The organism is Sphingomonas sp. GW822-FHT03G08 (genome assembly GCF_058801135.1).
This window is the reverse complement of the sequence record NZ_JBXAMZ010000001.1, coordinates 1,526,567-1,549,687: the sequence shown is the minus strand read 5'-3', so window position 1 is coordinate 1,549,687 and position 23,121 is coordinate 1,526,567. Positions and strand designations below refer to the sequence as shown.

General features: G+C 67.8%; 28 protein-coding genes. 13 read left to right on the top strand and 15 right to left on the bottom strand.

The genetic code is table 11. The features are described from left to right. Positions 1–28: 28 nt before the first annotated feature. Positions 29–718: a serine O-acetyltransferase EpsC gene (gene epsC, locus AC1RJ5_RS06960; protein WP_184169383.1), complete on the top strand. Its 690-nt coding sequence runs from the start codon at positions 29–31 to the stop codon at positions 716–718. Beyond that, positions 719–1,057 carry a DUF2794 domain-containing protein gene (locus tag AC1RJ5_RS06955; RefSeq protein ID WP_342251500.1) on the top strand — a complete coding sequence of 113 codons (339 nt, stop codon included), beginning with the start codon at positions 719–721 and terminating at the stop codon, positions 1,055–1,057. Between the two features lie 127 nt (positions 1,058–1,184). On the opposite strand, the gene AC1RJ5_RS06950 is transcribed toward AC1RJ5_RS06955, so the two are convergent. Continuing rightward, complete coding sequence (locus tag AC1RJ5_RS06950) at positions 1,185–1,667, bottom strand: Lrp/AsnC family transcriptional regulator (protein WP_493112447.1); 483 nt, start codon at positions 1,665–1,667, stop codon at positions 1,185–1,187. 109 nt (positions 1,668–1,776) lie between these two features. Here AC1RJ5_RS06950 and AC1RJ5_RS06945 point away from each other — a divergent pair, with 109 nt between their 5' ends. Then, positions 1,777–2,667: an EamA family transporter gene (locus AC1RJ5_RS06945; protein ID WP_269574528.1), complete on the top strand. Its 891-nt coding sequence runs from the start codon at positions 1,777–1,779 to the stop codon at positions 2,665–2,667. Between the two features lie 87 nt (positions 2,668–2,754). Here AC1RJ5_RS06945 and AC1RJ5_RS06940 read toward each other — a convergent pair whose 3' ends face one another. The 12 genes from AC1RJ5_RS06940 to AC1RJ5_RS06885 form a co-directional block, all read right to left on the bottom strand. Beyond that, positions 2,755–3,216 (bottom strand): nuclear transport factor 2 family protein, encoded by a 462-nt coding sequence (locus tag AC1RJ5_RS06940; RefSeq protein ID WP_342251501.1) that lies wholly within the window; start codon positions 3,214–3,216, stop codon positions 2,755–2,757. 57 nt (positions 3,217–3,273) lie between these two features. Then, positions 3,274–4,383, bottom strand: a complete 1,110-nt coding sequence (locus tag AC1RJ5_RS06935) for a hypothetical protein (protein ID WP_342251502.1) — start codon at positions 4,381–4,383, stop codon at positions 3,274–3,276. Positions 4,384–4,578: 195 nt separating this feature from the next. Beyond that, the gene (locus AC1RJ5_RS06930; RefSeq protein WP_269574531.1) at positions 4,579–5,472 is read right to left on the bottom strand and encodes an SDR family NAD(P)-dependent oxidoreductase; all 894 of its coding nucleotides are present in this window, start codon (positions 5,470–5,472) and stop codon (positions 4,579–4,581) included. Between the two features lie 181 nt (positions 5,473–5,653). Beyond that, positions 5,654–6,064, bottom strand: coding sequence for a hypothetical protein (locus AC1RJ5_RS06925; RefSeq protein WP_493112444.1), 411 nt, complete (start codon positions 6,062–6,064; stop codon positions 5,654–5,656). A gap of 112 nt (positions 6,065–6,176) precedes the next feature. Next, positions 6,177–6,470, bottom strand: coding sequence for a hypothetical protein (locus tag AC1RJ5_RS06920; RefSeq protein WP_269574533.1), 294 nt, complete (start codon positions 6,468–6,470; stop codon positions 6,177–6,179). A 275-nt stretch (positions 6,471–6,745) separates the two neighbouring features. Continuing rightward, positions 6,746–7,438 carry a phosphate regulon transcriptional regulator PhoB gene (phoB, locus tag AC1RJ5_RS06915; protein WP_184169365.1) on the bottom strand — a complete coding sequence of 231 codons (693 nt, stop codon included), beginning with the start codon at positions 7,436–7,438 and terminating at the stop codon, positions 6,746–6,748. Between the two features lie 16 nt (positions 7,439–7,454). Beyond that, entirely contained in the window at positions 7,455–8,156 is a 702-nt protein-coding gene (gene phoU, locus AC1RJ5_RS06910; protein WP_493112441.1) for a phosphate signaling complex protein PhoU, read from the bottom strand. A gap of 11 nt (positions 8,157–8,167) precedes the next feature. After that, positions 8,168–8,944, bottom strand: coding sequence for a phosphate ABC transporter ATP-binding protein PstB (gene pstB / locus AC1RJ5_RS06905; RefSeq protein WP_493112439.1), 777 nt, complete (start codon positions 8,942–8,944; stop codon positions 8,168–8,170). Continuing rightward, positions 8,944–10,245 (bottom strand): phosphate ABC transporter permease PstA, encoded by a 1,302-nt coding sequence (gene pstA, locus AC1RJ5_RS06900; protein ID WP_493112437.1) that lies wholly within the window; start codon positions 10,243–10,245, stop codon positions 8,944–8,946. Before pstA ends, pstB begins: the two co-directional genes overlap by 1 nt. Next, the gene (gene pstC / locus AC1RJ5_RS06895) at positions 10,238–11,614 is read right to left on the bottom strand and encodes a phosphate ABC transporter permease subunit PstC (RefSeq protein ID WP_342251520.1); all 1,377 of its coding nucleotides are present in this window, start codon (positions 11,612–11,614) and stop codon (positions 10,238–10,240) included. Before pstC ends, pstA begins: the two co-directional genes overlap by 8 nt. Further along, entirely contained in the window at positions 11,614–12,624 is a 1,011-nt protein-coding gene (locus AC1RJ5_RS06890; RefSeq protein ID WP_493112435.1) for a PstS family phosphate ABC transporter substrate-binding protein, read from the bottom strand. The genes pstC and AC1RJ5_RS06890 overlap by 1 nt, the downstream gene beginning before the upstream one ends. Positions 12,625–12,719: 95 nt before the next feature. Further along, entirely contained in the window at positions 12,720–13,922 is a 1,203-nt protein-coding gene (locus AC1RJ5_RS06885; RefSeq protein WP_269574537.1) for an ATP-binding protein, read from the bottom strand. 288 nt (positions 13,923–14,210) lie between these two features. On the opposite strand from AC1RJ5_RS06885, the gene AC1RJ5_RS06880 reads away from it, so the two are divergent. The 5 genes from AC1RJ5_RS06880 to AC1RJ5_RS06860 all read left to right on the top strand — a co-directional run bounded on the left by AC1RJ5_RS06880 (position 14,211) and on the right by AC1RJ5_RS06860 (position 17,286). After that, on the top strand, positions 14,211–14,597 hold the full coding sequence (locus AC1RJ5_RS06880; RefSeq protein ID WP_269574538.1) for a hypothetical protein: 387 nt from the start codon (positions 14,211–14,213) through the stop codon (positions 14,595–14,597). A 116-nt stretch (positions 14,598–14,713) separates the two neighbouring features. Further along, positions 14,714–14,986, top strand: coding sequence for an HPr-rel-A system PqqD family peptide chaperone (locus AC1RJ5_RS06875; protein WP_342251523.1), 273 nt, complete (start codon positions 14,714–14,716; stop codon positions 14,984–14,986). Next, a complete protein-coding gene (locus AC1RJ5_RS06870; protein ID WP_493112432.1) occupies positions 14,983–15,828 on the top strand; it encodes an HprK-related kinase A in 846 nt (281 codons plus the stop codon). Before AC1RJ5_RS06875 ends, AC1RJ5_RS06870 begins: the two co-directional genes overlap by 4 nt. Next, positions 15,825–16,835: a nucleotidyltransferase domain-containing protein gene (locus tag AC1RJ5_RS06865; protein ID WP_493112430.1), complete on the top strand. Its 1,011-nt coding sequence runs from the start codon at positions 15,825–15,827 to the stop codon at positions 16,833–16,835. Before AC1RJ5_RS06870 ends, AC1RJ5_RS06865 begins: the two co-directional genes overlap by 4 nt. Positions 16,836–16,920: 85 nt before the next feature. Then, on the top strand, positions 16,921–17,286 hold the full coding sequence (locus tag AC1RJ5_RS06860) for a VOC family protein (protein ID WP_269574542.1): 366 nt from the start codon (positions 16,921–16,923) through the stop codon (positions 17,284–17,286). Positions 17,287–17,458: 172 nt separating this feature from the next. Here AC1RJ5_RS06860 and AC1RJ5_RS06855 read toward each other — a convergent pair whose 3' ends face one another. Next, the gene (locus AC1RJ5_RS06855; RefSeq protein WP_342251187.1) at positions 17,459–18,139 is read right to left on the bottom strand and encodes an HAD hydrolase-like protein; all 681 of its coding nucleotides are present in this window, start codon (positions 18,137–18,139) and stop codon (positions 17,459–17,461) included. Between the two features lie 74 nt (positions 18,140–18,213). On the opposite strand from AC1RJ5_RS06855, the gene glmU reads away from it, so the two are divergent. From glmU to glmS, 4 genes are read left to right on the top strand one after another with little or no spacing between them, the layout of a single operon-like run. After that, on the top strand, positions 18,214–19,572 hold the full coding sequence (gene glmU, locus AC1RJ5_RS06850; RefSeq protein WP_493112428.1) for a bifunctional UDP-N-acetylglucosamine diphosphorylase/glucosamine-1-phosphate N-acetyltransferase GlmU: 1,359 nt from the start codon (positions 18,214–18,216) through the stop codon (positions 19,570–19,572). Next, complete coding sequence (locus tag AC1RJ5_RS06845) at positions 19,572–19,979, top strand: hypothetical protein (protein WP_493112426.1); 408 nt, start codon at positions 19,572–19,574, stop codon at positions 19,977–19,979. Before glmU ends, AC1RJ5_RS06845 begins: the two co-directional genes overlap by 1 nt. Before the next feature lie 41 nt (positions 19,980–20,020). Beyond that, on the top strand, positions 20,021–20,332 hold the full coding sequence (locus AC1RJ5_RS06840; protein WP_493112424.1) for a hypothetical protein: 312 nt from the start codon (positions 20,021–20,023) through the stop codon (positions 20,330–20,332). A 23-nt stretch (positions 20,333–20,355) separates the two neighbouring features. Further along, complete coding sequence (glmS, locus tag AC1RJ5_RS06835) at positions 20,356–22,179, top strand: glutamine--fructose-6-phosphate transaminase (isomerizing) (RefSeq protein WP_493112422.1); 1,824 nt, start codon at positions 20,356–20,358, stop codon at positions 22,177–22,179. Here the strand turns inward: glmS and AC1RJ5_RS06830 are convergent. Then, positions 22,166–22,663 (bottom strand): GNAT family N-acetyltransferase, encoded by a 498-nt coding sequence (locus tag AC1RJ5_RS06830; protein WP_493112420.1) that lies wholly within the window; start codon positions 22,661–22,663, stop codon positions 22,166–22,168. The genes glmS and AC1RJ5_RS06830 overlap by 14 nt on opposite strands. A 145-nt stretch (positions 22,664–22,808) precedes the next feature. Between AC1RJ5_RS06830 and AC1RJ5_RS06825 the strand changes: the two genes are divergently transcribed. Beyond that, on the top strand, positions 22,809–23,096 hold the full coding sequence (locus tag AC1RJ5_RS06825; RefSeq protein WP_269574549.1) for a DUF6916 family protein: 288 nt from the start codon (positions 22,809–22,811) through the stop codon (positions 23,094–23,096). The last annotated feature ends 25 nt before the right edge of the window (positions 23,097–23,121 follow it).

The following is a 23,121-nucleotide window of genomic DNA, read 5'->3' as shown; positions in this document are numbered from 1 at the left end:
GTGGACACCCGATAAAAGGGGACCGGCCATGTTTCAGCGCCTGTTGGCGTATCTGGATTCGATCAAGGCGCGCGATCCCGCGCCGCGATCGCGCGCGGAAATCCTGCTCTATCCGGGCGTGTGGGCGCTCGGCTATCACCGCATCGCGCACGCATTGTTCCGCAATCGCCTCTATTTCCTCGCCCGCGTGGTCAATCACTGGTCGCGCTTCGTGACCGCGATCGACATCCATCCGGGCGCGAAGATCGGCCGCAACTTCTTCATCGATCACGGCTTTGTCGTGATCGGCGAGACCGCGGAGATCGGCGACGACGTCACCATCTACCAGTGCGTGACGCTGGGCGGCACCAGCCCGGACAATGGCGTGGCCGGCAAGCGCCACCCGACCTTGCTCGACGGCGCGATCCTGGGTTCGGGCGCGCAGGTGCTCGGGCCGATCACCGTGGGCGAGCGTGCCCGGATCGGCGCCAATGCCGTGGTCACCAAGGATGTCGCACCCGGCGCGGTGATGGTCGGCATCCCGGCCAAGCCGACATTGGTCGAGGCGGAGAAGTGGCAGAAGGGCTTCGTGCCCTATGGTACGCCGTGCAGCGAGCTGTTCGATCCGCAGACCCAGAAGCTCGAGATCATGCGCTGCGAGCTGGAGGCGATGCGCAAGCGGCTCGACGCCGTGCTCGCCGAGCGCCGGACGGAAGGGGAGCAGCGCGACAGCGCGTAGATGGGCACCGTAACCCCGCTCCCCCTTGGACGCCCCGGCCAGGTCGGCTTCGAGCGTCCCGAGCTCACCCGCATCCTCGACCTCTATGGCCGCATGGTCGCCGCCGGCCATTGGCGCGACTATGCGATGTCGTTCGATCTCGACGCCGCGATCTTCGCCGCTTTCCGCCGCGCCGCCGAGCGCCCCGAATTCCGCATCGAGAAGCGCCCCGCCTTGCGCAACCGCCAGGGCATGTGGGCGCTGGTCAACGAAAGCGGCATGATCCTCAAGCGCGGGCATGAGCTCGGCCCGGTGCTCGCCCCGGTCGAGCGCCGGCTGATGAAGCTCGTGGAGGAATAGGGCGACTCCGTCATGCTGAACTTGTTTCAGCATCCAACGCTCCACCGGCGATATCGCTAGAGGCGCGTTGGACCCTGAAACAAGTTCAGGGTGACGAGGGATGTGGCTCGGAGCGCCTTGGCCTCAGCTACCCCCCAAACCCCACCGGCACCGGGCTCATCCCCCCGGTCTCGCGGATCACCACCAAAGTCTCGAACGTCCGCACCCGCTCGTCGGCGGAGAAGAGCCGGCGTACCAGATCGTCATAGCTCTCCATGTCACGTGCGATGATCCGCACCGCGAAGTCATGGTCGCCGGTGACGTTCCACGCTTCCATCACTTCGGGCTCGCGGCGGAAGATCTCGAACATCTCGCTCACCGTGTCGGCGGTTTCGCGTTCCAGCGTTACCAGCACGATCATCGACAGCGGCCAGCCCAAAGTCTTCGGATGCACCACCGCAATCTCGCGCTCGATCACCCCGGTCTCGCGCAGCCGCCGGATGCGGCGGTAACAGGCGGGGGCGGAAAGCCCGACCTTCTCGGCCAGCGCCGCCACCGGCTGCTGCACATCAACCTGCAGCAGCTCGAGCAGCTTGCGGTCGAACGAATCGAGCGGTTCAATCTTCGTCATTTTTCGAGCCTAGGTCGATAAACTTTATCGCATAAGTGCCAAAATAAACCGCCCTTATCGCGGCAAATCCCTATCCTGAAGCCACCACCCCGCATTTTCGAGTGTCCCGATGTCCGCTTTCGCTGCCCCGCGGCCCGCTTCGCCGCGCATCGATCTTGTCGCGCTGTCCGCCTTGTTCGTGTCGCTGCTGTCGGTGACGATGGGCGCGACTTTCGCCAAGAAGCTGTTCCCGCTGGTCGGCCCCGAAGGCGCCACCGCGCTGCGCCTGATGTTCGCGGCGGTGATCCTCTCGGCAATCTTCCGGCCCTGGCGGATTCGGCTCGACGCCGGCTGGCGCTCGCTGCTCGGCTACGGCCTGGTGCTCGGGGTGATGAACCTCAGCTTCTACAAGGCGCTGTCCTACATCCCGCTCGGCATCGCCATCGCGGTCGAGTTCACCGGGCCGCTCGCGGTCGCGGTGCTCACCTCGCGGCGCAGGATCGATTTCCTGTGGATCGGGCTGGCGGTGTTCGGCTTGGCGTTGCTGCTGCCGATCTGGAAGGGCGCCGCGCATCTCGACTGGCGTGGCGTTGCCCTCGCGCTGGTCGCCGGTGCCTGCTGGGCGGCGTACATCCTCACCGGCCGCCATGCCGGCGCCGCGCACGGGCCCGCCGCCGCGGCCGGGGGCATGCTGATCGCCGCCTGCCTCGCCGCACCGGTCGGTATCCTCCACGCCGGCACCGCGCTGCTCCGGCCCGAGGTGCTGATGCTCGGCCTGCTCGTCGGCATCGTCTCCAGCGCGATCCCCTATGCGCTCGAGATGATCGCGCTGCCCCGGCTCCCGGCCAACACCTTCGGCACGCTGCTCAGCGCCGAGCCCGCGGTCGGTGCGCTGATGGGGCTGATGCTGCTCGGCGAAGTGCTCAGCGGCGTGCAGTGGCTGGCGGTGTGCCTGATCGTCCTCTCCTCGGTCGGCACCGCGATGAGTGCGCGTCCCGGCACCGCGATCGAGCAGCCCTGAACGAAAAACCCCTCCCGCGCCCGGGGGGCACGGGAGGGGAGTGGTGTCGGAAGCAGGGCTGGGGACCGCGCTTCCTCCCAAGTAAGGTCAGGGCGCAGGCGGCTGCGGCGGGGCAGGCGGCGCCGGCGGACGGATCGGCGTGTAGTGCGCCGATGCGATCTTCCAGGTGCCGCCCGCGCGCACCGCCAGGAAGCTCGCCCGCATCGACACGGTCCGTGGCGGTTGCGCCGGGGCCCCCGGCAGGTCGAACGACAGCCGCACGATGATCGAGGCCGCATCGCGATATTCGCGCACCAGCGGATCGCTCAGCCTGGTCACCGGCACCGGCCGCTTCTTGTCCGCGGCATAGAAGCCCAGGAATTCGTCATGCGTGTCGACATCGCCCAGCGGCGAGACCTCGGCATAATCCTGGGTCACCAGGTCGGCGATCTTCTCCTGGTCATAGGCGCGCTCGGCCTCGACGAACTTGCCGACCAGCTCGACCAGCGGGGCATCCGCCTGCGGGGCGGGGGTGGTGAGCAACAGGGCCAGCGTCAGACAGGGCATCATGCAATATCCTGATCGAGAGTATCGGCCCGGGGCGCGAACCCCGGGCCTCCAGGGAACTCAGGCGGTCACCAGCTGGGTCGGCGGCAGCCGCTCCTCCAGCCCGCCGAGCAGGCCGACGACGATGCGGCGCACCGGCTGCCAGAAGGCCGAGAGCAGCAGCAGTGCCGAACCGATCACCAGCGCGGTCAGCGCCGCCGCCAGCTCGACCGCACCGGTCGCCTGGAACAGCGCGTACATCGCCCACAGCACATAGATCAGGCTGGAGACGAGCAGCGCCCGCCGGTCCACCGCCAGCGCGACGAAGGCGAAGGCGATGTAGAGCGCGATCACCACCGCGGCGACCGGGCCGGTAACCTCGCCGTCGAACACGCCGAGCATGTGGAACACCGGGTGCGCGATCAGCGGCGCCGCGGCGAGATGCAGCCAGAAAGCCACGTCCGAGCGGCGCGTGCGGCGCTCGCGGTCGGTCATGTCCCAGCGCATCGCGAAGAAGAACATCGCGACGCCGGCGACGAGCAGCATCTCGTTCACCCAGTCCTTCGCGTTCGGCACCAGCGCGAGCACGATCGCCACGCCCATGCCGACGATCACCAGCCCGCCGGCGGCGACCGTGATCGGCACCATGAAGCGCTTCCAGTGGATCCAGGTGGCGAGCGCGGTCAGCAGGCCGACGATCGCGGCGACGCCGGCGCCGACCTGCTGGCGCTGCAGGTCGGTGGCCAGGTGCAGCTGCTCCTCGATCCAGGGCAGGTTCGCGGCGAAGATGCCCGACAGCGCCGCGCCCACGCCGCCGACAAAGCCGAACAGCAGCAGGATCGACGGCAGCGCCATCCGGCGCTTGGCGGTGAAATACTCGGCGAGCATCCAGCTCGATGCTGCCACGGCGAGGCCGCCGCCGATCATGTTGCCCCCGATGATCCGCGGCTCCGGTCCCGGGCCGATCAGCATCTCGCCGAAGAACGCGCCAATGCGCGCCGCAGCGACCAGGATCAGCGCGGCGGCGATCGCCACGAAGATGTCGTTGAACCCGGTGAGCAGCTTGAAATGCTCTTCGTCCACCGCGGGCGCCGACCGGCGCTCGGCGACGTAATTGCGCAGCGCATTGGCGGCTGCGGGGGAAAGCGCCCCCGCTTCCACGGCACTGGCCAGATCGCTTTCGCTGTACATGGCAGTCTCCTCCTGTTGGGGAGGATATACCATATGTGTGTTAGTGAAACAATACGGTAAGGCGGTGTGCCCTTCCTCTCTATTTCGTCATTCCCGCGCAGGCGGGGATCCATTCTGGCTGGCTTCTCGAAAGAAGCGCCGCGTCAGAGCCAATGGATTCCCGCCTGCGCGGGAATGACGAAGGAAGGGGAAAGCTCAGCCCTTCTGCAACCGGCTCAAAATCAGCATCGTCTGCTCGCTGCCCGAGCCGGGGACGATCTCGCCCGTCCGGTCGGTGATCTGCGCCCATTGCGCCTGCACCGCCTCGGGCGTCAGCGCTTCCAGCCTGGCGCCCTGGGTCAGCGTCACATAGGCGGCCTGGACTACCCCGCCGCCGGCACCGACGATCTGGTTGGTCGGCGCGTCCTCGCTCACCAGGAACAGGGCGGCCGGCGCGACATTCTCAGGCGCGAACGCCTTGAATGCTTCCTCGGGGAACAGGTCCTCGGTCATCCGCGTGCCCGCCACCGGTGCGATGGTGTTGACCTTGATCCCGTATTTCGCGCCCTCCAGGTACAGCGTCTTGGTCAGCCCGGCGAGGCCGAGCTTGGCCGCGCCGTAATTCGCCTGGCCGAAATTGCCGAACAGCCCGGTCGAGCTCGCGGTCATCAGGATGCGGCCGTAATTCGCCTCGCGCATCGTCTCCCACACCGCCTTGGTGCAGTTGGCCGAGCCGATCAGGTGGACGTCGACGACGAACTTGAAGTCCTCCGGCTCCATCTTGGCGAAGCTCTTGTCGCGCAGCACGCCGGCATTGTTGATCAGGATGTCGATCCGGCCCCATTTCGCCTTGGCCGCCTCGACCATCGCGACCATGTGGGCATAGTCGGTGACGCTGCCGCCGTTCGACATCGCCTCGCCGCCCAGCGCCTCGATCTCCTCGACCACCTTCAATGCCGCGTCCGAATGGCCGGTGCCGTCGCGCGATCCGCCCAGGTCGTTCACCACCACCTTCGCGCCGCGCTTCGCCAGTTCGAGCGCATAGGCACGGCCCAGCCCGCCGCCGGCGCCGGTGACGATGGCTACGCGGTCCTTGAAGTCGATGGTCATGCAGGTCTCTCCTTTGCGGAGAGCTTAGGCAGGGCGAGGAGGGGGAGACAAGCCGCAACAACCGCTGGCGGAGGGATGCGCCGCGATCCCACCCTCCGTCACCCTGAACTTGTTGCTGGGTCCAACTCTCCCCAAGGGACGAACCGGCAGAGGCATCAGGCCCCTGCCGGTTCTAAACAGATCACCGCGACTGGCGGCAATGATCCTTGATGGTCTTCGAGCAGCGCGGATAGCTCTTCGGGTCCGAAGGTGCCGGCGCCGCGGCGGTGGCTGCATCCGCCGCCGGCGGGGACGACGGTGCGGGGGGAGCTGCCGGAGGCGCGGGCGGAGCCGGAGGCGTCGGGGTGGTTTCCGGAGCAGCGGGCGCGGCCGGAGCGGCGGGCGGCGGGTTGGTCGCCGGCGGCGGCGGCGCAGCCGGGTCGGCAGGCGCCGCAGGCGCGTCGGGGGGCGGCGGCGGTGCGTCGGCCGGCGGGGCGGGCGGTGCCGGCGGAGTCGGGGCCGGCGCCGTCTGCGGGGCGGTCTGCGGCATGTCCTGCGCGATGGCGGTGCCACCAAGCGCCAGGGCGGCCGAGGCCAAAAGCATGAACTTCATTGTGAGCATTCCTCTCTGTCACCCCACCCGCTTCCCTCCCGAAACGCATGTGCCGGGTGCGACGTTGCGCACCCGGCACATTCCATCCCGCAAAAAGGGGATTTGGCCGCGCTCAGCCGCCGCGCTGGCGGCAGCCGTCGAACTGGCCGCGCTTGCAGATCGGGTAGCTTTCCTTCGGTGCCGGCGGCGGGAAGGCCTGGGTTGGCGTCTGGGTGCTCGGCACGAACACCACCTGGGTGCCCGGCGGCGGCGTGGTGCCGGTGCTGAACAGCGGCGCGGCCGGCGCATAGCCGCCGAGCTTGCTCGCGTCGTTGTTGGTCGGGGATTCGGCCTTCTGCGCCGAAGTCTGTGCCTGCGCGGCGCCGGCGACCAGCGTCAGCGCGGCTGCCATGACAAGGAGCTTCATGGGGTGCGTCTCCTGAAACCGGGCGAGATCGTTACGCCCGGTTCCAGCAACGCGAGGGGGAGGGGTTGGTTTCGTTAAATCGGGTTCATGTGGAAGGGCTCTCCTCCGCACACCCGCCGTCATCCCCGCGCAGGCGGGGATCCATTCTGGCTGGCTTGTCGAAAGAAGCGCCGCGTCAGTGCCAATGGATTCCCGCCTGCGCGGGAATGACGAAGTGAGGAGTCGGGAAAAGAGCCGCACGAGATCCCGGCTTTCGCCGGGATGACGGCTATTCCTCAATTCCCCGCGTCGAGCGCGTACCCGGCCGAGCGCACCGTCCGGATGATGTCCGGCCGGTTGCCATGGTTGATCGCCTTGCGCAGGCGGCGGATGTGGACGTCCACCGTGCGGCTCTCGATGTCGCTGTCATGCCCCCACACCGCGTCGAGCAGCCGCTCGCGCGAGAACACCCAGCCCGGATGCTCGAGGAAGTGCTTGAGCAGGCGGAACTCGGTCGGCCCCAGCTGCACCACTTCGCCGCCGCGGCGGACCTTGTGGCCCACCGTGTCCATCTCGATGTCCGAATAGGTCAGCGCCTCGCCGGCCAGCGCCGGGCGCACGCGGCGCAGCACCGCGCCGACCCGGGCGACGAGCTCGCGCGGGGAGAAGGGCTTGGTGACGTAATCGTCCGCCCCGGTCTCGAGCCCGCGCACGCGATCCTCTTCCTCGCCGCGCGCGGTGAGCATGATGATCGGCACGTTCGCCGTCTCGGGCATGCGGCGCAGGCGCCGGCACACTTCGATCCCGCTCAGCCCCTCGACCATCCAGTCGAGCAGCACGATGTCGGGCGTCGCTTCCTTGGCGAGGAGCAAAGCTTCCTCGCCATCGGGCGTGTGCTTCACCTCATAATCTTCACGCTTGAAATGATAGGCGACCAGTTCCGCAATCGCGGCGTCGTCCTCGACGAGAAGCATCTTCACTCGGGCCATATGTTCCCCAATCCGCTCAGTTCGTCCCGGCCGCGCCGGTCTCGCGCTCGGCCATGTATTCGCCTGTCGCCGCGAAATAGACCATCTCGGCCACATTGGTTGCGTGGTCGCCGATCCTCTCCAGGTTCTTCGCCACGAACAGCAGGTGCGCCACCTGGCTGATCGTCTTCGAATTCTCGACCATGAACGTCACCAGCGTCCGGAAGATCGAGTCGTAGAAATCGTCGAGCGCGTTGTCGCGGGCGCAGATCCGCACCGCGGCCTCGGCATCGCGGGCCGAAAAGGCGTCGAGCACGTCGTGCACCATGTCCGCGGCCAGCTGGCCCATCGACGGCAGGATCGAGACGACCTCGATCCGCTCCTCGCCCTCGGCATGGATCAGCGGCACGCGCTTGGCGATGTTCTTGGCATAGTCGCCGATCCGCTCGATCACCGCGGCGATCTTGAGCGCGGCGATCACTTCGCGCAGATCGTCGGCCATCGGGGCGCGCAGCGCGATCACGCGGACGACGAGCTTTTCCAGCTCGGCCTCGATCGCGTCGATCTGCTTGTCCTTCTTGCGCACCTCGTTGGCCAGCTCGGCATCGCCGCGCGACAGCGCCAGCATCGCGTCCTCGATCGCCTGCTCGGCCAGCCCGCCCATCTGCGAGATCAGCGCGCGCAGCTGCCCGATGTCCTGATCGAACGCCTTTACCGTATGTTCCTGGCCGGTCGACATAACGCTAACTCCTAGCCGTACCGGCCGGTGATGTAATCCTTCGTCCGCTCCTGCTTGGGCGCGGTGAAGATATTGTCGGTGTCGCCGTACTCGACCAGCTGGCCGAGATGGAAGAAGGCGGTCTTCTGGCTGACGCGCGCCGCCTGCTGCATGTTATGCGTGACGATCACGATGGCGTAGCGCCCGCGCAGCTCGTGGATCAGCTCCTCGATCTTGGCGGTGGCGATCGGGTCGAGCGCCGAGCAGGGCTCGTCCATCAGGATCACCTCGGGGTCCACGGCAATGGCGCGAGCGATGCACAGGCGCTGCTGCTGGCCGCCGGAGAGCGCGGTGCCGCTGTCGGAGAGCCGGTCCTTCACTTCGTCCCACAGACCGGCGCGGCGCAGCGACTGCTCGACGATCCCGTCCAGCGCGCCCTTCGACGCCGCCAGCCCGTGGATGCGCGGGCCGTACGCGACATTCTCGTAGATCGACTTGGGGAAGGGGTTGGGCTTCTGGAACACCATGCCCACGCGGGCGCGCAGCTGCACCACGTCCATGTCCGACGAATAGATGTCCTCGCCGTCCAGCGTGATCTCGCCCGTCACCCGCGCGCTCGGGATGGTGTCGTTCATCCGGTTGAGCGTGCGCAGGAAGGTCGATTTGCCGCAGCCCGACGGGCCGATGAAGGCAGTGACATGGTCCATGTCGACATCGATCGAGACGTCGCGGATCGCCTGCTTGTCGCCATAGGACACACTGACGCCGCGCGCGGACATCTTGTGCGGGGCAGGGTGGGCGTCGGTCATCACCAGCGGGTCTCGAATTTGTTGCGAAGATAGATGGCGAGCCCGTTCATGGCGAGCAGGAACACCAGCAGGACAAGGATGGCGGCGCTGGTCTTCTCGACGAACCCGCGGCTGACTTCGTCGGACCACAGGAAGATCTGGACGGGCAGCACGGTGGCGGGGTCGGTGAAGCCGCCCGGCGGGGTGACGATGAAGGCGCGCATGCCGATCAGCAGCAGCGGCGCGGTCTCGCCCAGCGCGCGCGCCATGCCGATGATCGTGCCGGTCAGGATGCCGGGCATGGCGAGGGGGAGGACATGGTGGAACACCACCTGGATCCGGCTCGCCCCGATGCCCAGCGCGGCGTCGCGGATCGACGGCGGCACGCCCTTGATCGCGTTGCGGCTGGCGATGACGATGACGGGCATGATCATCAGCGCCAAGGTCACGCCGCCCACCAAGGCGGCCGAGCGCGGCAGCAGCGGCCCCACCCGCATCCCGAACAGGCTCCAGCTGCCCAGGAACACCGCCAGCCCGAGCAGGCCGAAGATGATCGAGGGCACCGCCGCCAGGTTGTTGATCGAAACCTCGATCAGGTCGGTCCAGCGGTTCTTCGGGGCATATTCCTCGAGATAGATCGCCGAGAGCACCCCGATCGGGAAGGCGATCAGGAAGGTCACCGCCATGGTCAGCAGCGATCCCTTGAACGCGCCCCAGATGCCCACCGCCACCGGATCGGTCGAATCCGATTCGCTGAAGAAGCCGGCGTTGAACCCGGTGTGGAGCTTGCCCGCGGCATTGAGCTTGCGTGCCAGCGGTGCCGCGGCGGCGTCATTGCCGCGCAGCCCCTGCTCGACCTGGGTCGAGGCCGGCACCCAGAGCAGCTTCTTCTGATGGAGCAGCGACGGATCGGCCTTGAGCGCCTCGCGCACCTTGAGCCAGGCGGCATCGGACAGCACCGGCACGCTCTGCGGCCCATAGGCGGCGAGCGCGGCGTTGGAGACCTTGTCCTCCAGTTCCGCCCCGGCCAGCGCCAGATTGGCGCCCGGCGTCGAGAGCTGGGCGGGATCGATCTTCATCGCCATCGCCGGGAAGTCGAGCGGCAGCGCGATCTCGGTGCGGGTGAAGCCGCGCCAGCCATTGGTCACCATGGTGAACAGCAGGAAGGCGAGGAACGCGGCCGACAGGATCACCGCCATCATCCCGAACAGCTTGAAGCGCCGCTCGCGCGCATAGCGCCGGCGGATGCGCTTCTGCATCGCCTCGGTCTTCCAGTCGGTGGGCGCGCGCGCGGGCGCGGCCTCGGGAGCGGGCTTATTCATAGGCCTCCCGGTATTTCTTCACGACGCGCAGCGCGACGATGTTGAGCAGCAGCGTGATGACAAAGAGCGTCAGGCCCAGCGCGAACGCCGCCAGCGTCTTCGGGCTGTCGAACTCGGCCTCGCCGGTCAGCAGGTCGACGATCTGCTTGGTCACCGTCGTGGCGCTCTCGAACGGGTTGAGCGTGATATTCGCCGCGCCGCTGGCGGCCATCACCACGATCATCGTCTCGCCGATCGCGCGGGATACGGCGAGCAGCACGCCCGCGACCACGCCGGGCAGCGCGGCGGGCAGCAGCACCCGCGAGATCGTCTCGCTGTGCGTCGCGCCCATCGCCAGGCTGCCGTCGCGCATCGCGGTCGGCACCGCGGCGATCGAGTCATCGGCCATCGAGGAGACGAACGGGATGATCATCACGCCCATCACCAGACCCGCTGCCAGCGCGCTCTCGGACGAAGCGAAGGGCATGCCGAGATGCACCGCCAGGTCGCGCACCGCCGGCGCCACGGTCAGCGCGGCGAAATAGCCGTAGACCACCGTCGGCACGCCCGCGAGCATCTCCAGCGTCGGCTTCATCCAGGCGCGCACCCGGGGGGCGGCATATTGGGTCAGATAGATCGCGCTCATCAAGCCAAAGGGAATCGCGACCAGCATCGCGATCACCGCGCCGATGAAGAAGGTCCCCCAGAACAACGGCACCGCGCCCAGCGACTTGCCGGGGTTCGACGCCTCGATCACCTGCGGGCTCCAATGCGTGCCGAACAGGAAGTCGGTGATCGGCACCTGCTCGAAGAAGCGCAGCGATTCCCACAGCAGCGACAGGAAGATGCCCAGCGTGGTCAGGATCGCGATCAGCGAGGCGACCAGCAGGAGCAGCATCACGATCCGCTCGACCTGGCTGCGCGCCTTCAGCTGCGCGCGGATCCGCGACCAGGCGAACAGCCCGCCGGCAAAGGCGAGCAGGATCGCCATCGCGCTGCCCATCCAGTTGTAGCGGTTCTCCGCCGCGCGGGTCGCCGGGGCGAGCTCGGCGGCCAGCGGATCGAACGCCTTGGCGTCCGGGTCCTCGGCCACGCGCTTTGCCTCGGCGAGCAGCGCGTCGCGCTCGAACTCGAACTGGGGCAGCTGCTTCGCCGCCGGATGCTCCAGCACCGCGTCGCGCACCAGGCTCGGCGAGAGCGAGGCCCAGACCGCGACGAACAGCAGGGCGGGCAGCACCGCCCAGGTCGCGACATACCAGCCATGCTGCGAGGGCAGCGAATGGAGCCGCTTGGCGCCGCCGCGATCGATCCGCTGGGCGCGGGCGCGGCCGGTCAGCCAGCCGATCAGGCCAAGCCCGGCGATCAGGAAAAGGAGGGCGAGCGGGTTCATCAGTGCAGCCCCGCCGGATCGAGCGGCGTGCGCTGCTCGAGGATCGCCAGCGCGTGCGCGCGCACCGCGTCCGGCGCCGGGATCAGCCCGCGCCGCGAGAGCTTGCCGCCCGGCGCCCACATCGTGCCGTACAGCTTCAGGAAGTCGGCCAGCCCGGGCACTGCGCGCAGGTGGCGCTTCTTCACATAGAGGAACAGCGGCCGCGCGCCCGGATAGCTGCCATCGGCGATCGACGCATAGCTCGGCGCCACTCCGTCGATCGGCACGCCGTGCAGCCGGTCGGCATTCTCCTCGAGATAGGAATAGCCGAACACGCCGATCGCATTGGGGTTCTGCGCCAGCCCCTGGACGATCAGATTATCGTTCTCGCCCTTGTCGATGTACGGGCCATCGTCGCGGATGCGCTTGCAGCGATTGTCGTACGGGCTGGTGTCCTTCGCCGCCTTCATCGCGTGGACGGCGGGATCGGCCTCGGCGCAGCCCGGCTCCATCACCAGCTCGACCAGCGCGTCGCGGGTGCCGCTGGTCGAGGGCGGGCCCATCACCTGGATCGGGATCGCGGGCAGCGACGGGTTCACGTCGCGCCAGGTCCGCGCCGGGTTGCTGTCCTTGCCGAACGGATGCGCCGCCAGCGCCAGATACACGTCCTTCTTGCTGAGCGTCAGCTTCGGGCCGTTGTTCGCCTCGGCCAGCGCGACTCCGTCGATGCCGATCTGCACCTCGATGATCTCGCCCACGCCGTTGCGCTGGCAATCGGCATATTCGGTCTTCTTGATCCGGCGCGAGGCGTTGGCGATGTCCGGGAACTGCCAGCCCACGCCCTCGCAGAAGCGCTTCAGCCCCGCGCCCGTGCCGATCGATTCGACCACCGGCGCGCGGTGCCCGCTGCCCTGGTTGACGAACGCCTCGGCTACCGCCGTGGTGAAGGGATAGACCGTCGACGAGCCGACCACGCGGATCTCCCGCGCGCTGTTGCCGTTGCAGGCAGTCAGCGTCAGCGCGGTCGCCACGAGTGCAAGCCTGCCGAAAATGTCTCGTCTCCCGGGAACGGCAAGAAGGGGGCGAGAATCGCCCTGCGGTTCGCCCTGCCTCTGTTGCAGTACGGTTACGGCTTTATGACAGCGGCCAAGGGAAGCAGCACGCTCACCGTGGTTCCCTTGCCGACCACGCTGGCGATGTCGAAGCGCCCGCGGTGCCGCTCGACGATATGCTTGACGATCGAGAGGCCCAGGCCCGTGCCGCCGATCGTCCGGCTGCGGCCGGCATCGACGCGGTAGAAGCGCTCGGTGAGGCGGGGCAGGTGCTCGGGCGGGATGCCGTCGCCCTGGTCGGTCACGCTGAGGCGCACCATCGAATCGCCCTCGGGCAACAGGCTGACGAGGATCGGCGTTCCCTCGCGGCCGTACTTCATCGCATTGCCGATGACGTTGTGGAGCAGCTGGCTGAGCTGCGAGGCATCGCCGCGCACCGGCGCCACCTCGGCGATCTCGGTCACCACATCGCCCGCGCGCGGCACGCCCGAAAGCTCGAGACACACTTCGTCGATCAGCTCGCCCAGCGCGACGGGATCGTCGGGCGCGCGATATTTCTCCGCCTCGATCCGGCTCAGCGAGATCAGGTCGTCGATCAGCCGCTGCATCCGGCGTGCCTCGCCGTGCATGATCTTGAGGAACCGCTCGCGCAGCCCCGGATCCTCGCCCGCGCCATCCTCCAGCGTCTCGACATAGCCGAGCAGCGAGGCGAGCGGGGTGCGCAGCTCGTGGCTGGCATTGGCGACGAAGTCGACGCGGATCCGCTCGGTGGCATAGCTACCGGTGCGGTCGACCAGATGGACGATCCGCCGCCCGTCGGCGAGCGTCGTCACCCGCATCTCCCAGCGCTGGTCCCGCGTGCCCAGGCCCACCAGGTGGATCGGTGCCGCGCTGCCCGGATCGCTCGGGTTCATCAGCCGCTCGGCGGCGGCGGGGTGGCGAATGGCCACCCGAACATCCTCGCCCAGGATATGCTGGCCGAGCAGGGTGCGGGCAGGCGGATTGGCGGCGGTCACGCGGCGCTCGGCGATCAGCAGCACCGGCTCGGCGATCGCATCGAGCACTTCGGCAATGCCCGGATCCTCGCTCGCCGCCGGGGCGGCATCGGGCGGACCGTCCTGGTCGCCACCGGCCGTCGCCACCAGCACGGCGGCCACGCCGCACACCAGCATGATCAGGCTGGTCTGCACGTCGCCGTTGAGCAACAGCCCCGCCAGCGCGCCCGCGGCAGCGATGCCGAGCGCCACAAGCGCCTTGATACCGGAGGAATAGGGCATGAGCCGCCTTACTAGGGGCGGGGCGAAGATTCGTCACCCGCGATTATTGCCGCGATTATTGCCGATGCGCCCTCTATTCCATCGTTCCCGCACTCCAGCTTCGTCATCCCCACCCCTTTTCACCGTCATCTCCGCGAAGGCGGAGATCCATTCTGGCCGGCTTCTCGAACGGAGCCGCGACGGCAGCGGCAATGGATTCCCGCCTTCCGCGGGAATGACGAGGGTGTTGGGACGGCCTGTCCCACAATTTACGATTGCGAAACGCCACCGGGCGCAGGACAATGCATCATGGCAGACGAAGCACAGGGTCCGAAGGCAAGCCGACGCGCACTGATGCTCGGCGCGGCGAGTGCGTCCGCGATCGTCTCGATCCGCCCCGCGCTGGCGCAGACCAATGCCTCGGTGATGAACTGCGAGATCCCGGTCCCCGATCCGGGCCGCGCCGGCCAATATGTCGCGGCCGACGGCAAGCTGGTCCCCGCGGGCACCCAGGGCGCCTTCCCGGCGGCGGGCCGGCCGTTCAAGGCGGCCGAGGTCAAGAACGCGCTCAACGGCGGCACTCTGCCCGGCACCACCTATGAGCAGAGCCGCGCCTACACCAATTACATCCGCCGCCTGCAATCGGGCACCAGCGGCTTCACCTGCTTCGCCTCGCTGCAAATGCCGCGCGGCTGAGGCCGTGGCATTCCCGGTTCCCGTCATCCCGGCGAAAGCCGGGATCTCAGGCGAAGGCGCGGGGAAGGAGCCGCACGAGATCCCGGCTTTCGCCGGGATGACGAATGGGGCGTGAGATGACGGTCCTCTACCGCGCCGCCGCGCCCGAGACGCTCCGCATCGTCCCCCTAGACGCGCTCACCCTGATCTACCACCGCGCCTCGGGCATCACCCATGTCGTCGACGCGCCGGTACCCGAGCTGCTCGAAGCGCTCACCCCCGAGCCCCGGACCCTCGACCAGCTCCTCGCCAACCTCACCGAGCGCTACGACCTGCTCGACGCCGATCCCGCCGCGCTGGCGATCCGCCTCGACGAGCTTGTCCAGGCCGGGCTGGTCGAGCGGCTGTGAGGCATATCGCCCATCTCCGGATCGGCCCCGCCGCCTTCCGCATCGGCAGCCACTGGCGCGCGCCGATCGCCACGCTCGAAGACCTGTACCGCGATTACCCGAAGCCCGAGATCCCGGACTTCAACGTCCATCTCTTCGCCGCCCGCCCGTGGCGCCGATTCCTTCGCCCGGCCGTCCATATCGGCGGCGACTTCACCATTCCCGATGCCGCGCCGCTGCCGCTCGCCCAGGGCCTGCTCGCCGCCGAGATGGGGATGAACCTGCAGATGGCGCTCGCCCAGCGGCGCTACCTGCTGCTGCACGCATCCGCAGTCGAAAGGGACGGGAAGGCGGTGCTGATGACCGGCATCTCCGGCGCCGGCAAGTCCACCCTCGCGGCGCTGCTGATGGCGCGGGGCTGGCGGCTGATGGGCGATGAGTTCGTACTGATCGATCCGCGAACCGGTGCGGCGCGTGCCTTTCCGCGCCTGATCAGCCTGAAGAACGAAGCGATCGGCGTGGCGCAGGCCGCGCACCCGCAGGGCCGGTTCGGGCCGCTGCTCGCCGGCACGCCCAAGGGCGATATCCGCCATCTCGTCCCCGATGCCCGCGCCATCGCCGCGATGGCCGAGCCCGCGCAACCCACGCTGATCCTCTTCCCGCGCTTCGGCTTCGACACCGCCGAGCGCCCGGTGCTGCCCAGCGAAGCATTCGTCCGGCTGACCCAGGCCTCGACCAATTACGTCCACCTGGCGGAGCGCGGTTTCGATGCGCTCACCCGGCTCGTCCAGTCGGTCCCGGCGCGCGCAATAGACTATCCGGACACCGAAGCTGGCATTGCCCTGGTCGAGGGGCTCGCATGAACCCCGGCTGGCGCCTTGCGACCATACTCCGCGAGCCCTCCGCTTCGCTCGCCTTCTCGGCGAAAGAGTGGACCGAACTCTTCGCCGTGGCCCGTGCCGAGCAGATGGCTGGCACGCTCGCGCACCGTTTGCATGGCCTGGTGCTACCCGTCCGGATAAAGCGTCTGGTCGAGGATGCGCTCGCCTCGTCCGAGCAGGTCCGCATGGCCGCGCTCTGGGAAGCCGAAATGGCCCGCCGCGCGCTCGCCCCGCTGGGCGTGCCGGTGGTGCTGCTCAAGGGCACCGCCTTTGCCGCCGCCGGCCTGTCGCCGAGCGCGGGCCGCAATATCGGCGATCTCGATATTCTCGTGCCGCGCGAGAGCCTTGGCGAGGTGGAGGCCGCGCTGATGGCCGCCGGCTGGGAATGGGTGAAGCCCGATCCCTATGACGATGCCTATTACCGCCGCTGGATGCACGAGCTGCCCCCGCTGATCCATCATGAACGGGATCGCATGATCGACGTCCACCACACGATCCTGCCGCTGACCGCGAAGATAACCCCGGACGCGGCCGGCCTGATCGCGGCCAGCGAACCGCTCGAAAACGGCCTGCGCATACTTTCGCGTCCGGATGTGCTGGTCCACGCCGTCGCCCATCTCCTGGCGGACGGCGATCTGGCGGGTGGAATGCGCAACCTTTGGGACTTTCACTGTCTGGTACGGGATGGTGGCACCGAAGGCCTGCTGGAGCGCGCCCGCCACCACGGCCTGGCCCGTGAAATGGCCCGCGCCCTGCGCCTCAGCCATGCCCTCTACGGCACCGAAGTTCCTTCGGAATACCAGCGGCTTGGGCTGGCCGATCGCCTCTATCTCCGCCGTCTCACCGCGCGTGACGGCTGGGGCCGCCAGACCCGCAGGCCGCTGCGCATGGCCTTCTATGTCCGCAGCCACTGGCTCCGCATGCCGCCGGCGATGCTCGCCCGCCATCTCTGGACCAAATACCGCAAGGGCTATCGCCCGGTCGGCTGAACGCATTGAAACGAAACGGGAACAAATCCTTGTGATGTAGGCGATCGCAGCCTATCCTCCGCGGCGTTCAGCAGGAGGGGTTTCGATGTTCCGCAAGGTCGCTTTCACCATGTACCCGGTCATCGATCTCGACCGTGCCCGCAATTTCTACGAGAACGTCCTCGGCCTGCCGGCGAGCAACGCCGCCTATGGCATTCCCTGGGTGGAATATGACCTGCCCGGCGGCGGCTGCCTCGGCATCACCACGGTCACCGGCAACAAGCCCTCGGCCGATTCCGGCGGCACCATCGCCTTCGAGGTCGAGGACCTCGACGCGCTCTGCGCCGATCTCGAGGCCAAGGGCGTCACCTTCAAGACCGACCTGATCCACTCGCCCGTCTGCCGGATGCGCGTGATCGAGGACAGCGAAGGCAATGGCGTGCTGCTCCACCAGCTGAAGAATCGTACCTGATTCCTTCTTGCTCCCCTCCCTGCAAGGGAGGGGGTGGGGGTGGGTTGCGCGCCCGGCCTTCCGGGCGCGCCCAGCGAGACGGCATCGGTAAAAAGAAAAGGCCGGGCATCGAGCCCGACCTTTTCTAACCCACCCCTAGCCCCTCCCTTGCAGGGAGGGGAATTGTGCACGCCTAATTCTGTTGTCCCAGCCGCTCCAGCGCCGGCACCAGCTCGGCGAAGGAATCGATCACCGCGTCGGCGCCCAGCTCCTCGATCGGCTGGGTCAGGAAGCCGAAGCTTACCGCCACGCTCGGCACCCCGGCATTCTTCGCCGCCAGCGTGTCGAAGATCGTGTCGCCGACGAACGCCGCGCGCCCGCCGCCGCAGCGCCGGATCATCTCCTCGATCGGCAAGGCGGAGGGCTTGGCGTTGCCCTTGCCCATCGTGTCGCCGCCGATGATTGTCTCGAAGCGTGCGCTCAGCCCCAGCTCGTCGATCAGCTTCACCGCCAGATATTCGAACTTGTTGGTGACGATCGCCACCTTCGCGCCGCGCGCCGCCAGCAGGTCCAGCGCCTCGATCATGCCGGGGAAGGGCCGCGAATGCTCGGAGACATGGTCGCGGTACCATTCGAGCAGCGCCGGATAGAGCCGCGCCATCAGCGCCTCGTCATAGCCGCCCGAGGCCTCCAGCGCCTGCTCCAGCATATGCTTGGCGCCGCGCCCGACCATGGTCATCACCGCAGCCTTGTCGAGCAGCGGCCGCCCGGCCAGATCGAGGGCGTGGTTGGTCGCGCCCACCAGGTCGGTGCTGCTGTCGATCAGGGTGCCGTCCAGGTCGAAACCGACGATGTCGAAGGGGAAATCAGCCATGGCGGTGCTGCCTGCCAGCAGCCCTATGGAATTGGCAAGGCTAACGTGGCAGGGGACGGGTAAATGGAGGGAAAATGACCGCACCGATCGCAGCAATCATCCTGGCGGCCGGCAAGGGCACGCGGATGAAGTCCGATACCCACAAGGTCCTCCATCCCATCGCCGGCCGGCCGATGCTGCTCCACCTGATCGACAGCGTGAAGGCGCTGGGTGCCGAGCGCGAGGTCGTGGTGGTCGGCGCGGGCAAGAAGCAGGTCGAGGCCGCGGTGCACCCCCTCGGTGTCGAGACCGCCGAGCAGGCCGAGCAGCTCGGCACCGGCCATGCCGTGCGCATGGCGGAGGCGGCGCTGGCCGGTTTCCAGGGCGATGTCCTGATCCTCTATGGCGACGTGCCGCTGGTCACGACCGGAACGATGCGCCGGATGATTGACGCGCTTCACGGCGAGGGCGATCCGAGCGTGGTGGTGCTCGGCTTCCGCCCGGCCGATCCCGGCGCCTATGGCCGGGTGATCGTCGGCCCTGACGGCCGGCTCGACAAGATCGTCGAGTTCAAGGACGCGACGCCCGAGGAGCGGGCGGTAACCCTCTGCAATTCCGGCCTGATGGCCGTGCGCTCGGCGGACCTGTTCCGCTTGCTCGCGCAGCTCAAGAACGACAATGCCGCCGGCGAATATTACCTGACCGACCTGGTCGAGCTCGCCCGTGCCGAGGGCCGCTTCTCGGTCGGCATCGAGACCGATGCGATCGAGGTTGCGGGGGTCAACAGTCGCGGCGAGCTCGCCGGGCTCGAGCAGGAATGGCAGCAGCGCCGCCGCGCCCGCGCGATGGTCGAGGGCGCCACCCTGGTCGCGCCCGAGACGGTGTGGTTCGCCTATGACACGGTGATCGGCCGCGACGTGACGATCGAGCCCAACGTGGTGTTCGGTCCCGGCGTGAGCGTGGCCGACCGGGTGGTCATCCATGCCTTCAGCCACCTCGAAGGCGCCGAGATACTGTCCGGTGCCGATATCGGCCCCTATGCCCGGCTGCGCCCCGGCGCGCGGATCGAGCAGGGTGCCAAGGTGGGCAATTTCGTCGAGATCAAGAAGGCCGTGATCGGCCCCGGCGCCAAGGCCAACCACCTCAGCTATATCGGCGATGCCACTGTCGGGGCGGGGGCGAATATCGGCGCGGGCACGATCACCTGCAATTATGACGGATTTTTAAAGTACCGGACAGTCATAGGAAACGGCGCTTTTGTAGGAAGCAACAGCGCGCTCGTGGCGCCCGTCACCATCGGTGATGGCGCGATCGTCGCCGCCGGATCGGTGGTGACCCGCGATGTCGAGAGCGACGCCTTGGGGATCGTGCGGGCCGAGCAGCAGGTGAAGCCGGGCTGGGCGCGCAAGTTCCGCGAGAAGATGAAGGCTCTTAAGGAAGCGGGGAAGAAATGATGCGTATGCGCAGCCAGGTCGCGATGCTCTCCCTGGTGCTCGCCGCGCCGGCGATCGCCCAGACCGCCGCGCCGCTCACGCCGGCCCAGGCGATCGAGGCGGTCGCCGCCTCGAAGACCGGTGCGGTCGAGGGCGTGTTCGAGTTCGTGGTCGCTTCGTCCGGCGCGGGCGGGTTCAGCGCCTATCTCAACTCCGCCGCCAATTACCGCGACCCCGGCAACCTCACCATCGAGCTGCATACCGGGGCACGCAACGGGCTCAAGGAGAAGCTCGGCGGGCACGCCGAAGACGTCCTTGTCGGCAAGCGCGTGCGCGTGAAGGGCATCGCCCGCCGCGTGCCGGTCGGCTCGCATTTCCAGACCCGCATCGCCGTCGAGACGGCGGACCAGATCGAAATCCTGGGCTGATTTTCGGCCGCCATTTGCCTGACGAGGAAGCCCGCAACGCCATGACCGACCGCTACGCCGGCAAACCCTTTCTTCGGCTGCTCGACAGCTATGTGCTCGATGCGATCGGTCATCTCGACGCCGAGCAGGATACCAGGCTGACGGCGATGGAGCCCCGGTTCCGCGAGGTCTTCGGCGAGGAGGGCGATTGGCGGGCGATCGTGGTTGCCCGGATGCAGTTCCCCGACGGCATTGCGGGCGCGATCCGCCAGGTCTGGGACAAGGGGCGGGACCGGTTCGTCGCGGCCAATGGCCGGGAGCCCGATCCGGTCGAGTTCACCCAGGTCTTTGTCGATACCAAATTCCCGCATTGATGCGGTCTGAAGGATGAATTGAGATGTGCGGAATCGTTGGAATCGTCGGCCGGGAAGACGTTGCGGAGCGGTTGTACGACGGCCTCAAGCGGCTGGAATATCGCGGCTATGACTCGGCCGGCATCGCCACCGATGTCGATGGCCGGATCGAGCGCCGCCGCGCCTCGGGCAAGCTGGTCAATCTCGGCAAGGAGCTGGCGGAGAACCCGCTGCCCGGCACCACCGGCATCGCGCATACCCGCTGGGCTACCCATGGCGGTCCCACCACCAACAACGCCCATCCGCACGCCACCGGCGAAGTCGCTTTGGTCCACAACGGCATCATCGAGAACTTCAAGGCGCTGCGCGACGAGCTAATCGCCCGCGGCCGCAAGTTCGAGAGCGAGACCGATACCGAAGTCGTCGCCCATCTGGTCAGCGAGAAGGTCGAGGCCGGCATGGCCCCGGCCGAGGCCGTCGCCGAGGTGCTGCCGCGCCTGCATGGCGCCTTCGCGCTCGCCATCCTGTTCCGCCAGCATCCGGATCTGCTGGTCGGTGCCCGCCTCGGCTCGCCGCTGGTCGTCGGCTATGGCGAGGGTGAGACCTATCTCGGCTCGGACGCGCTGGCCCTGGCGCCGCTCACCCAGCGCATCGCCTATCTCGAGGAAGGCGACTGGGTCGTCATCACTCGCGACGGCGCCCAGATCTTCGACAAGGACAACAACCCCGTCGAGCGCCCGGTCACCATCTCCGGCGTCACCGGCGATCTCGTCTCCAAGGGCAATCACCGCCACTACATGCTCAAGGAGATCTACGAGCAGCCGATCGTCGTCGCCCAGACGCTGCGCGCCTATCTGCAGCGCATGGACGACCAGGTAACGCTGCCGATCCCGGACTTCGATCTGTCGGCGATCAAGCGCGTCACCATCGTCGCCTGCGGTACCAGCTTCTATGCCGGCATGGTCGCCAAATACTGGTTCGAGCAGTTCGCCCGCGTGCCGGTCGATCTCGATGTCGCCTCCGAGTTCCGCTACCGCGCGCCGGTGATGGAAGAGGGCGGGCTGATGATCGTCATCAGCCAGTCGGGCGAGACCGCCGATACGCTCGCCGCGCTCCGCCATGCCCGCAGCGAAGGCCAGAAGATCGCCGCGGTGGTCAACGTCCCCACCAGCTCGATGGCGCGCGAGGCCGACTTGCTGCTGCCGACGCATGCCGGGCCGGAGATCGGCGTCGCCTCGACCAAGGCGTTCACCTGCCAGCTCGCGGTACTCGCCGCGCTCGCCGCCAATCTCGCCAAGGCCAAGGGCAAGCTGTCCGACGCCGAGGAGAAGGCGATCGTCAAGCATCTCGCCGAGGCGCCGGCCGCGCTCAACGGCGCGCTGGCCTATGACGAGGCGATCCAGGCGATGGCCGGCGTGGTCGCCGCTGCCCGCGACGTGCTCTATCTCGGCCGCGGCACCGATTATCCGCTGGCGCTCGAGGGCGCGCTCAAGCTCAAGGAAATCAGCTACATCCACGCCGAGGGCTATGCCGCCGGCGAGATGAAGCACGGGCCGATCGCGCTGATCGACGATGCCGTGCCGGTGATCGTGATCGCCCCTTCGGGCCCGCTGTTCGAGAAGACCGTCAGCAACATGCAGGAGGTTCAGGCGCGTGGCGGCAAGGTGATCCTGATCTCGGACTATGACGGCATCGAAGCGGCGGGCGAGGGCACCGTGGCGACGATCACCATGCCCAAGGTCCACCCGCTGATCGCGCCTCTGGTCTATGCGGTGCCGGTGCAGCTGCTCGCCTATCATGTCGCGGTGGCCAAGGGCACCGACGTCGATCAGCCGCGCAACCTGGCGAAGTCGGTCACGGTCGAATAGGCCGCCAGAGCATCGAGAGATGGGTGCCGGCCACGTCGCCGGCATCCTCGAACCCCAGCCGTCGGTAGAGTGCCTGCGCGCGCGGGTTGTTATAGGCGACGCTCAGGCGCAGTCGGTCCGCGTTCGCGTCCCGTGCAGCCTGTTGCAGCCAGCCGACCAGCGTCGTGCCGAGCCCCCTGGCCTGTGCCCCGGGCGCGAGCAGGATGTCGATCAGCACCCATTCCGGCCCGCTCCTGTCGAAATAGAAGCGGCCGATCGGAGCATCGCCGCGCGTCACCAGCCGGAAGTCTCCCTTGCGGTGGGCCTTCACGAAATGCGCGTGCTGGAGCGCGAATTGTTCGTCGAGGAACGCGCGTTTCTGGTCGGGAGCCCAGGGCGCGAACAGCAGCTCCGCGATGCGCGCCTGAGCGTGAAGATCGGCAAGCTCGGGCAGGTTGCCGACATCGGCTGCGGGCAGCGCGATCCCCTGTGCCGGCAACTCCATGGGCAAGGGCGGGAGGGCCCGTGCCGCGGGGAAGGGAGGTAGCTTATTCCGCGTCATTTTGCCCCGAAACGGCGTGGACCGTCTTCCCGTGTTGCGTCCGTACCGGCAGGATAGCTTTGATTATGCAGGAGGGGAAAGCGACGACATGGAACTTAAGCCGGAAGATTTCGAACCCTGGGTTGGGCGCAAGGTCCGCGTTTCGACCCTGCCCGAGCCGGTGGAGATCACGCTTGCCCAGATCTTTCGGCGCAGTCCCTTGCGGGGCATCGACGTGCGTGCGCCCTTCTCGCTGTTCTTCGAAGCGCCGATGGACGTCTATCTGATCGATGCCACCTATGAGCTCGATTGCGGCAGGGGCGGCCCGCACGCGATCCTGATCACCCAGCTCCAGCCGCTGCCCGACCGGCGAATCTACGAAGCGGTCTTCTCCTGATCCAGGACGCCTGAAACGAAACCGG

Bases quoted from the DNA above. Each gene is read 5' to 3' on its own strand.
- AC1RJ5_RS06955 (WP_342251500.1), top strand. From the start codon at position 719: ATGGGCACCGTAACCCCGCTCCCCCTTGGACGCCCCGGCCAGGTCGGC.
- AC1RJ5_RS06885 (WP_269574537.1), bottom strand. From the start codon at position 13,922: ATGCCCTATTCCTCCGGTATCAAGGCGCTTGTGGCGCTCGGCATCGCT.
- AC1RJ5_RS06880 (WP_269574538.1), top strand. From the start codon at position 14,211: ATGGCAGACGAAGCACAGGGTCCGAAGGCAAGCCGACGCGCACTGATG.
- glmU (WP_493112428.1), top strand. From the start codon at position 18,214: ATGACCGCACCGATCGCAGCAATCATCCTGGCGGCCGGCAAGGGCACG.
- glmS (WP_493112422.1), top strand. From the start codon at position 20,356: ATGTGCGGAATCGTTGGAATCGTCGGCCGGGAAGACGTTGCGGAGCGG.
- AC1RJ5_RS06925 (WP_493112444.1), bottom strand. From the start codon at position 6,064: ATGAAGTTCATGCTTTTGGCCTCGGCCGCCCTGGCGCTTGGTGGCACC.
- AC1RJ5_RS06950 (WP_493112447.1), bottom strand. From the start codon at position 1,667: ATGACGAAGATTGAACCGCTCGATTCGTTCGACCGCAAGCTGCTCGAG.
- AC1RJ5_RS06855 (WP_342251187.1), bottom strand. From the start codon at position 18,139: ATGGCTGATTTCCCCTTCGACATCGTCGGTTTCGACCTGGACGGCACC.
- AC1RJ5_RS06920 (WP_269574533.1), bottom strand. From the start codon at position 6,470: ATGAAGCTCCTTGTCATGGCAGCCGCGCTGACGCTGGTCGCCGGCGCC.
- AC1RJ5_RS06845 (WP_493112426.1), top strand. From the start codon at position 19,572: ATGCGTATGCGCAGCCAGGTCGCGATGCTCTCCCTGGTGCTCGCCGCG.
- pstC (WP_342251520.1), bottom strand. From the start codon at position 11,614: ATGAACCCGCTCGCCCTCCTTTTCCTGATCGCCGGGCTTGGCCTGATC.
- epsC (WP_184169383.1), top strand. From the start codon at position 29: ATGTTTCAGCGCCTGTTGGCGTATCTGGATTCGATCAAGGCGCGCGAT.
- pstB (WP_493112439.1), bottom strand. From the start codon at position 8,944: ATGACCGACGCCCACCCTGCCCCGCACAAGATGTCCGCGCGCGGCGTC.
- phoU (WP_493112441.1), bottom strand. From the start codon at position 8,156: ATGTCGACCGGCCAGGAACATACGGTAAAGGCGTTCGATCAGGACATC.
- phoB (WP_184169365.1), bottom strand. From the start codon at position 7,438: ATGGCCCGAGTGAAGATGCTTCTCGTCGAGGACGACGCCGCGATTGCG.
- pstA (WP_493112437.1), bottom strand. From the start codon at position 10,245: ATGAATAAGCCCGCTCCCGAGGCCGCGCCCGCGCGCGCGCCCACCGAC.
- AC1RJ5_RS06825 (WP_269574549.1), top strand. From the start codon at position 22,809: ATGGAACTTAAGCCGGAAGATTTCGAACCCTGGGTTGGGCGCAAGGTC.
- AC1RJ5_RS06860 (WP_269574542.1), top strand. From the start codon at position 16,921: ATGTTCCGCAAGGTCGCTTTCACCATGTACCCGGTCATCGATCTCGAC.
- AC1RJ5_RS06930 (WP_269574531.1), bottom strand. From the start codon at position 5,472: ATGACCATCGACTTCAAGGACCGCGTAGCCATCGTCACCGGCGCCGGC.
- AC1RJ5_RS06865 (WP_493112430.1), top strand. From the start codon at position 15,825: ATGAACCCCGGCTGGCGCCTTGCGACCATACTCCGCGAGCCCTCCGCT.
- AC1RJ5_RS06830 (WP_493112420.1), bottom strand. From the start codon at position 22,663: ATGGAGTTGCCGGCACAGGGGATCGCGCTGCCCGCAGCCGATGTCGGC.
- AC1RJ5_RS06940 (WP_342251501.1), bottom strand. From the start codon at position 3,216: ATGATGCCCTGTCTGACGCTGGCCCTGTTGCTCACCACCCCCGCCCCG.
- AC1RJ5_RS06935 (WP_342251502.1), bottom strand. From the start codon at position 4,383: ATGTACAGCGAAAGCGATCTGGCCAGTGCCGTGGAAGCGGGGGCGCTT.
- AC1RJ5_RS06945 (WP_269574528.1), top strand. From the start codon at position 1,777: ATGTCCGCTTTCGCTGCCCCGCGGCCCGCTTCGCCGCGCATCGATCTT.
- AC1RJ5_RS06840 (WP_493112424.1), top strand. From the start codon at position 20,021: ATGACCGACCGCTACGCCGGCAAACCCTTTCTTCGGCTGCTCGACAGC.
- AC1RJ5_RS06875 (WP_342251523.1), top strand. From the start codon at position 14,714: ATGACGGTCCTCTACCGCGCCGCCGCGCCCGAGACGCTCCGCATCGTC.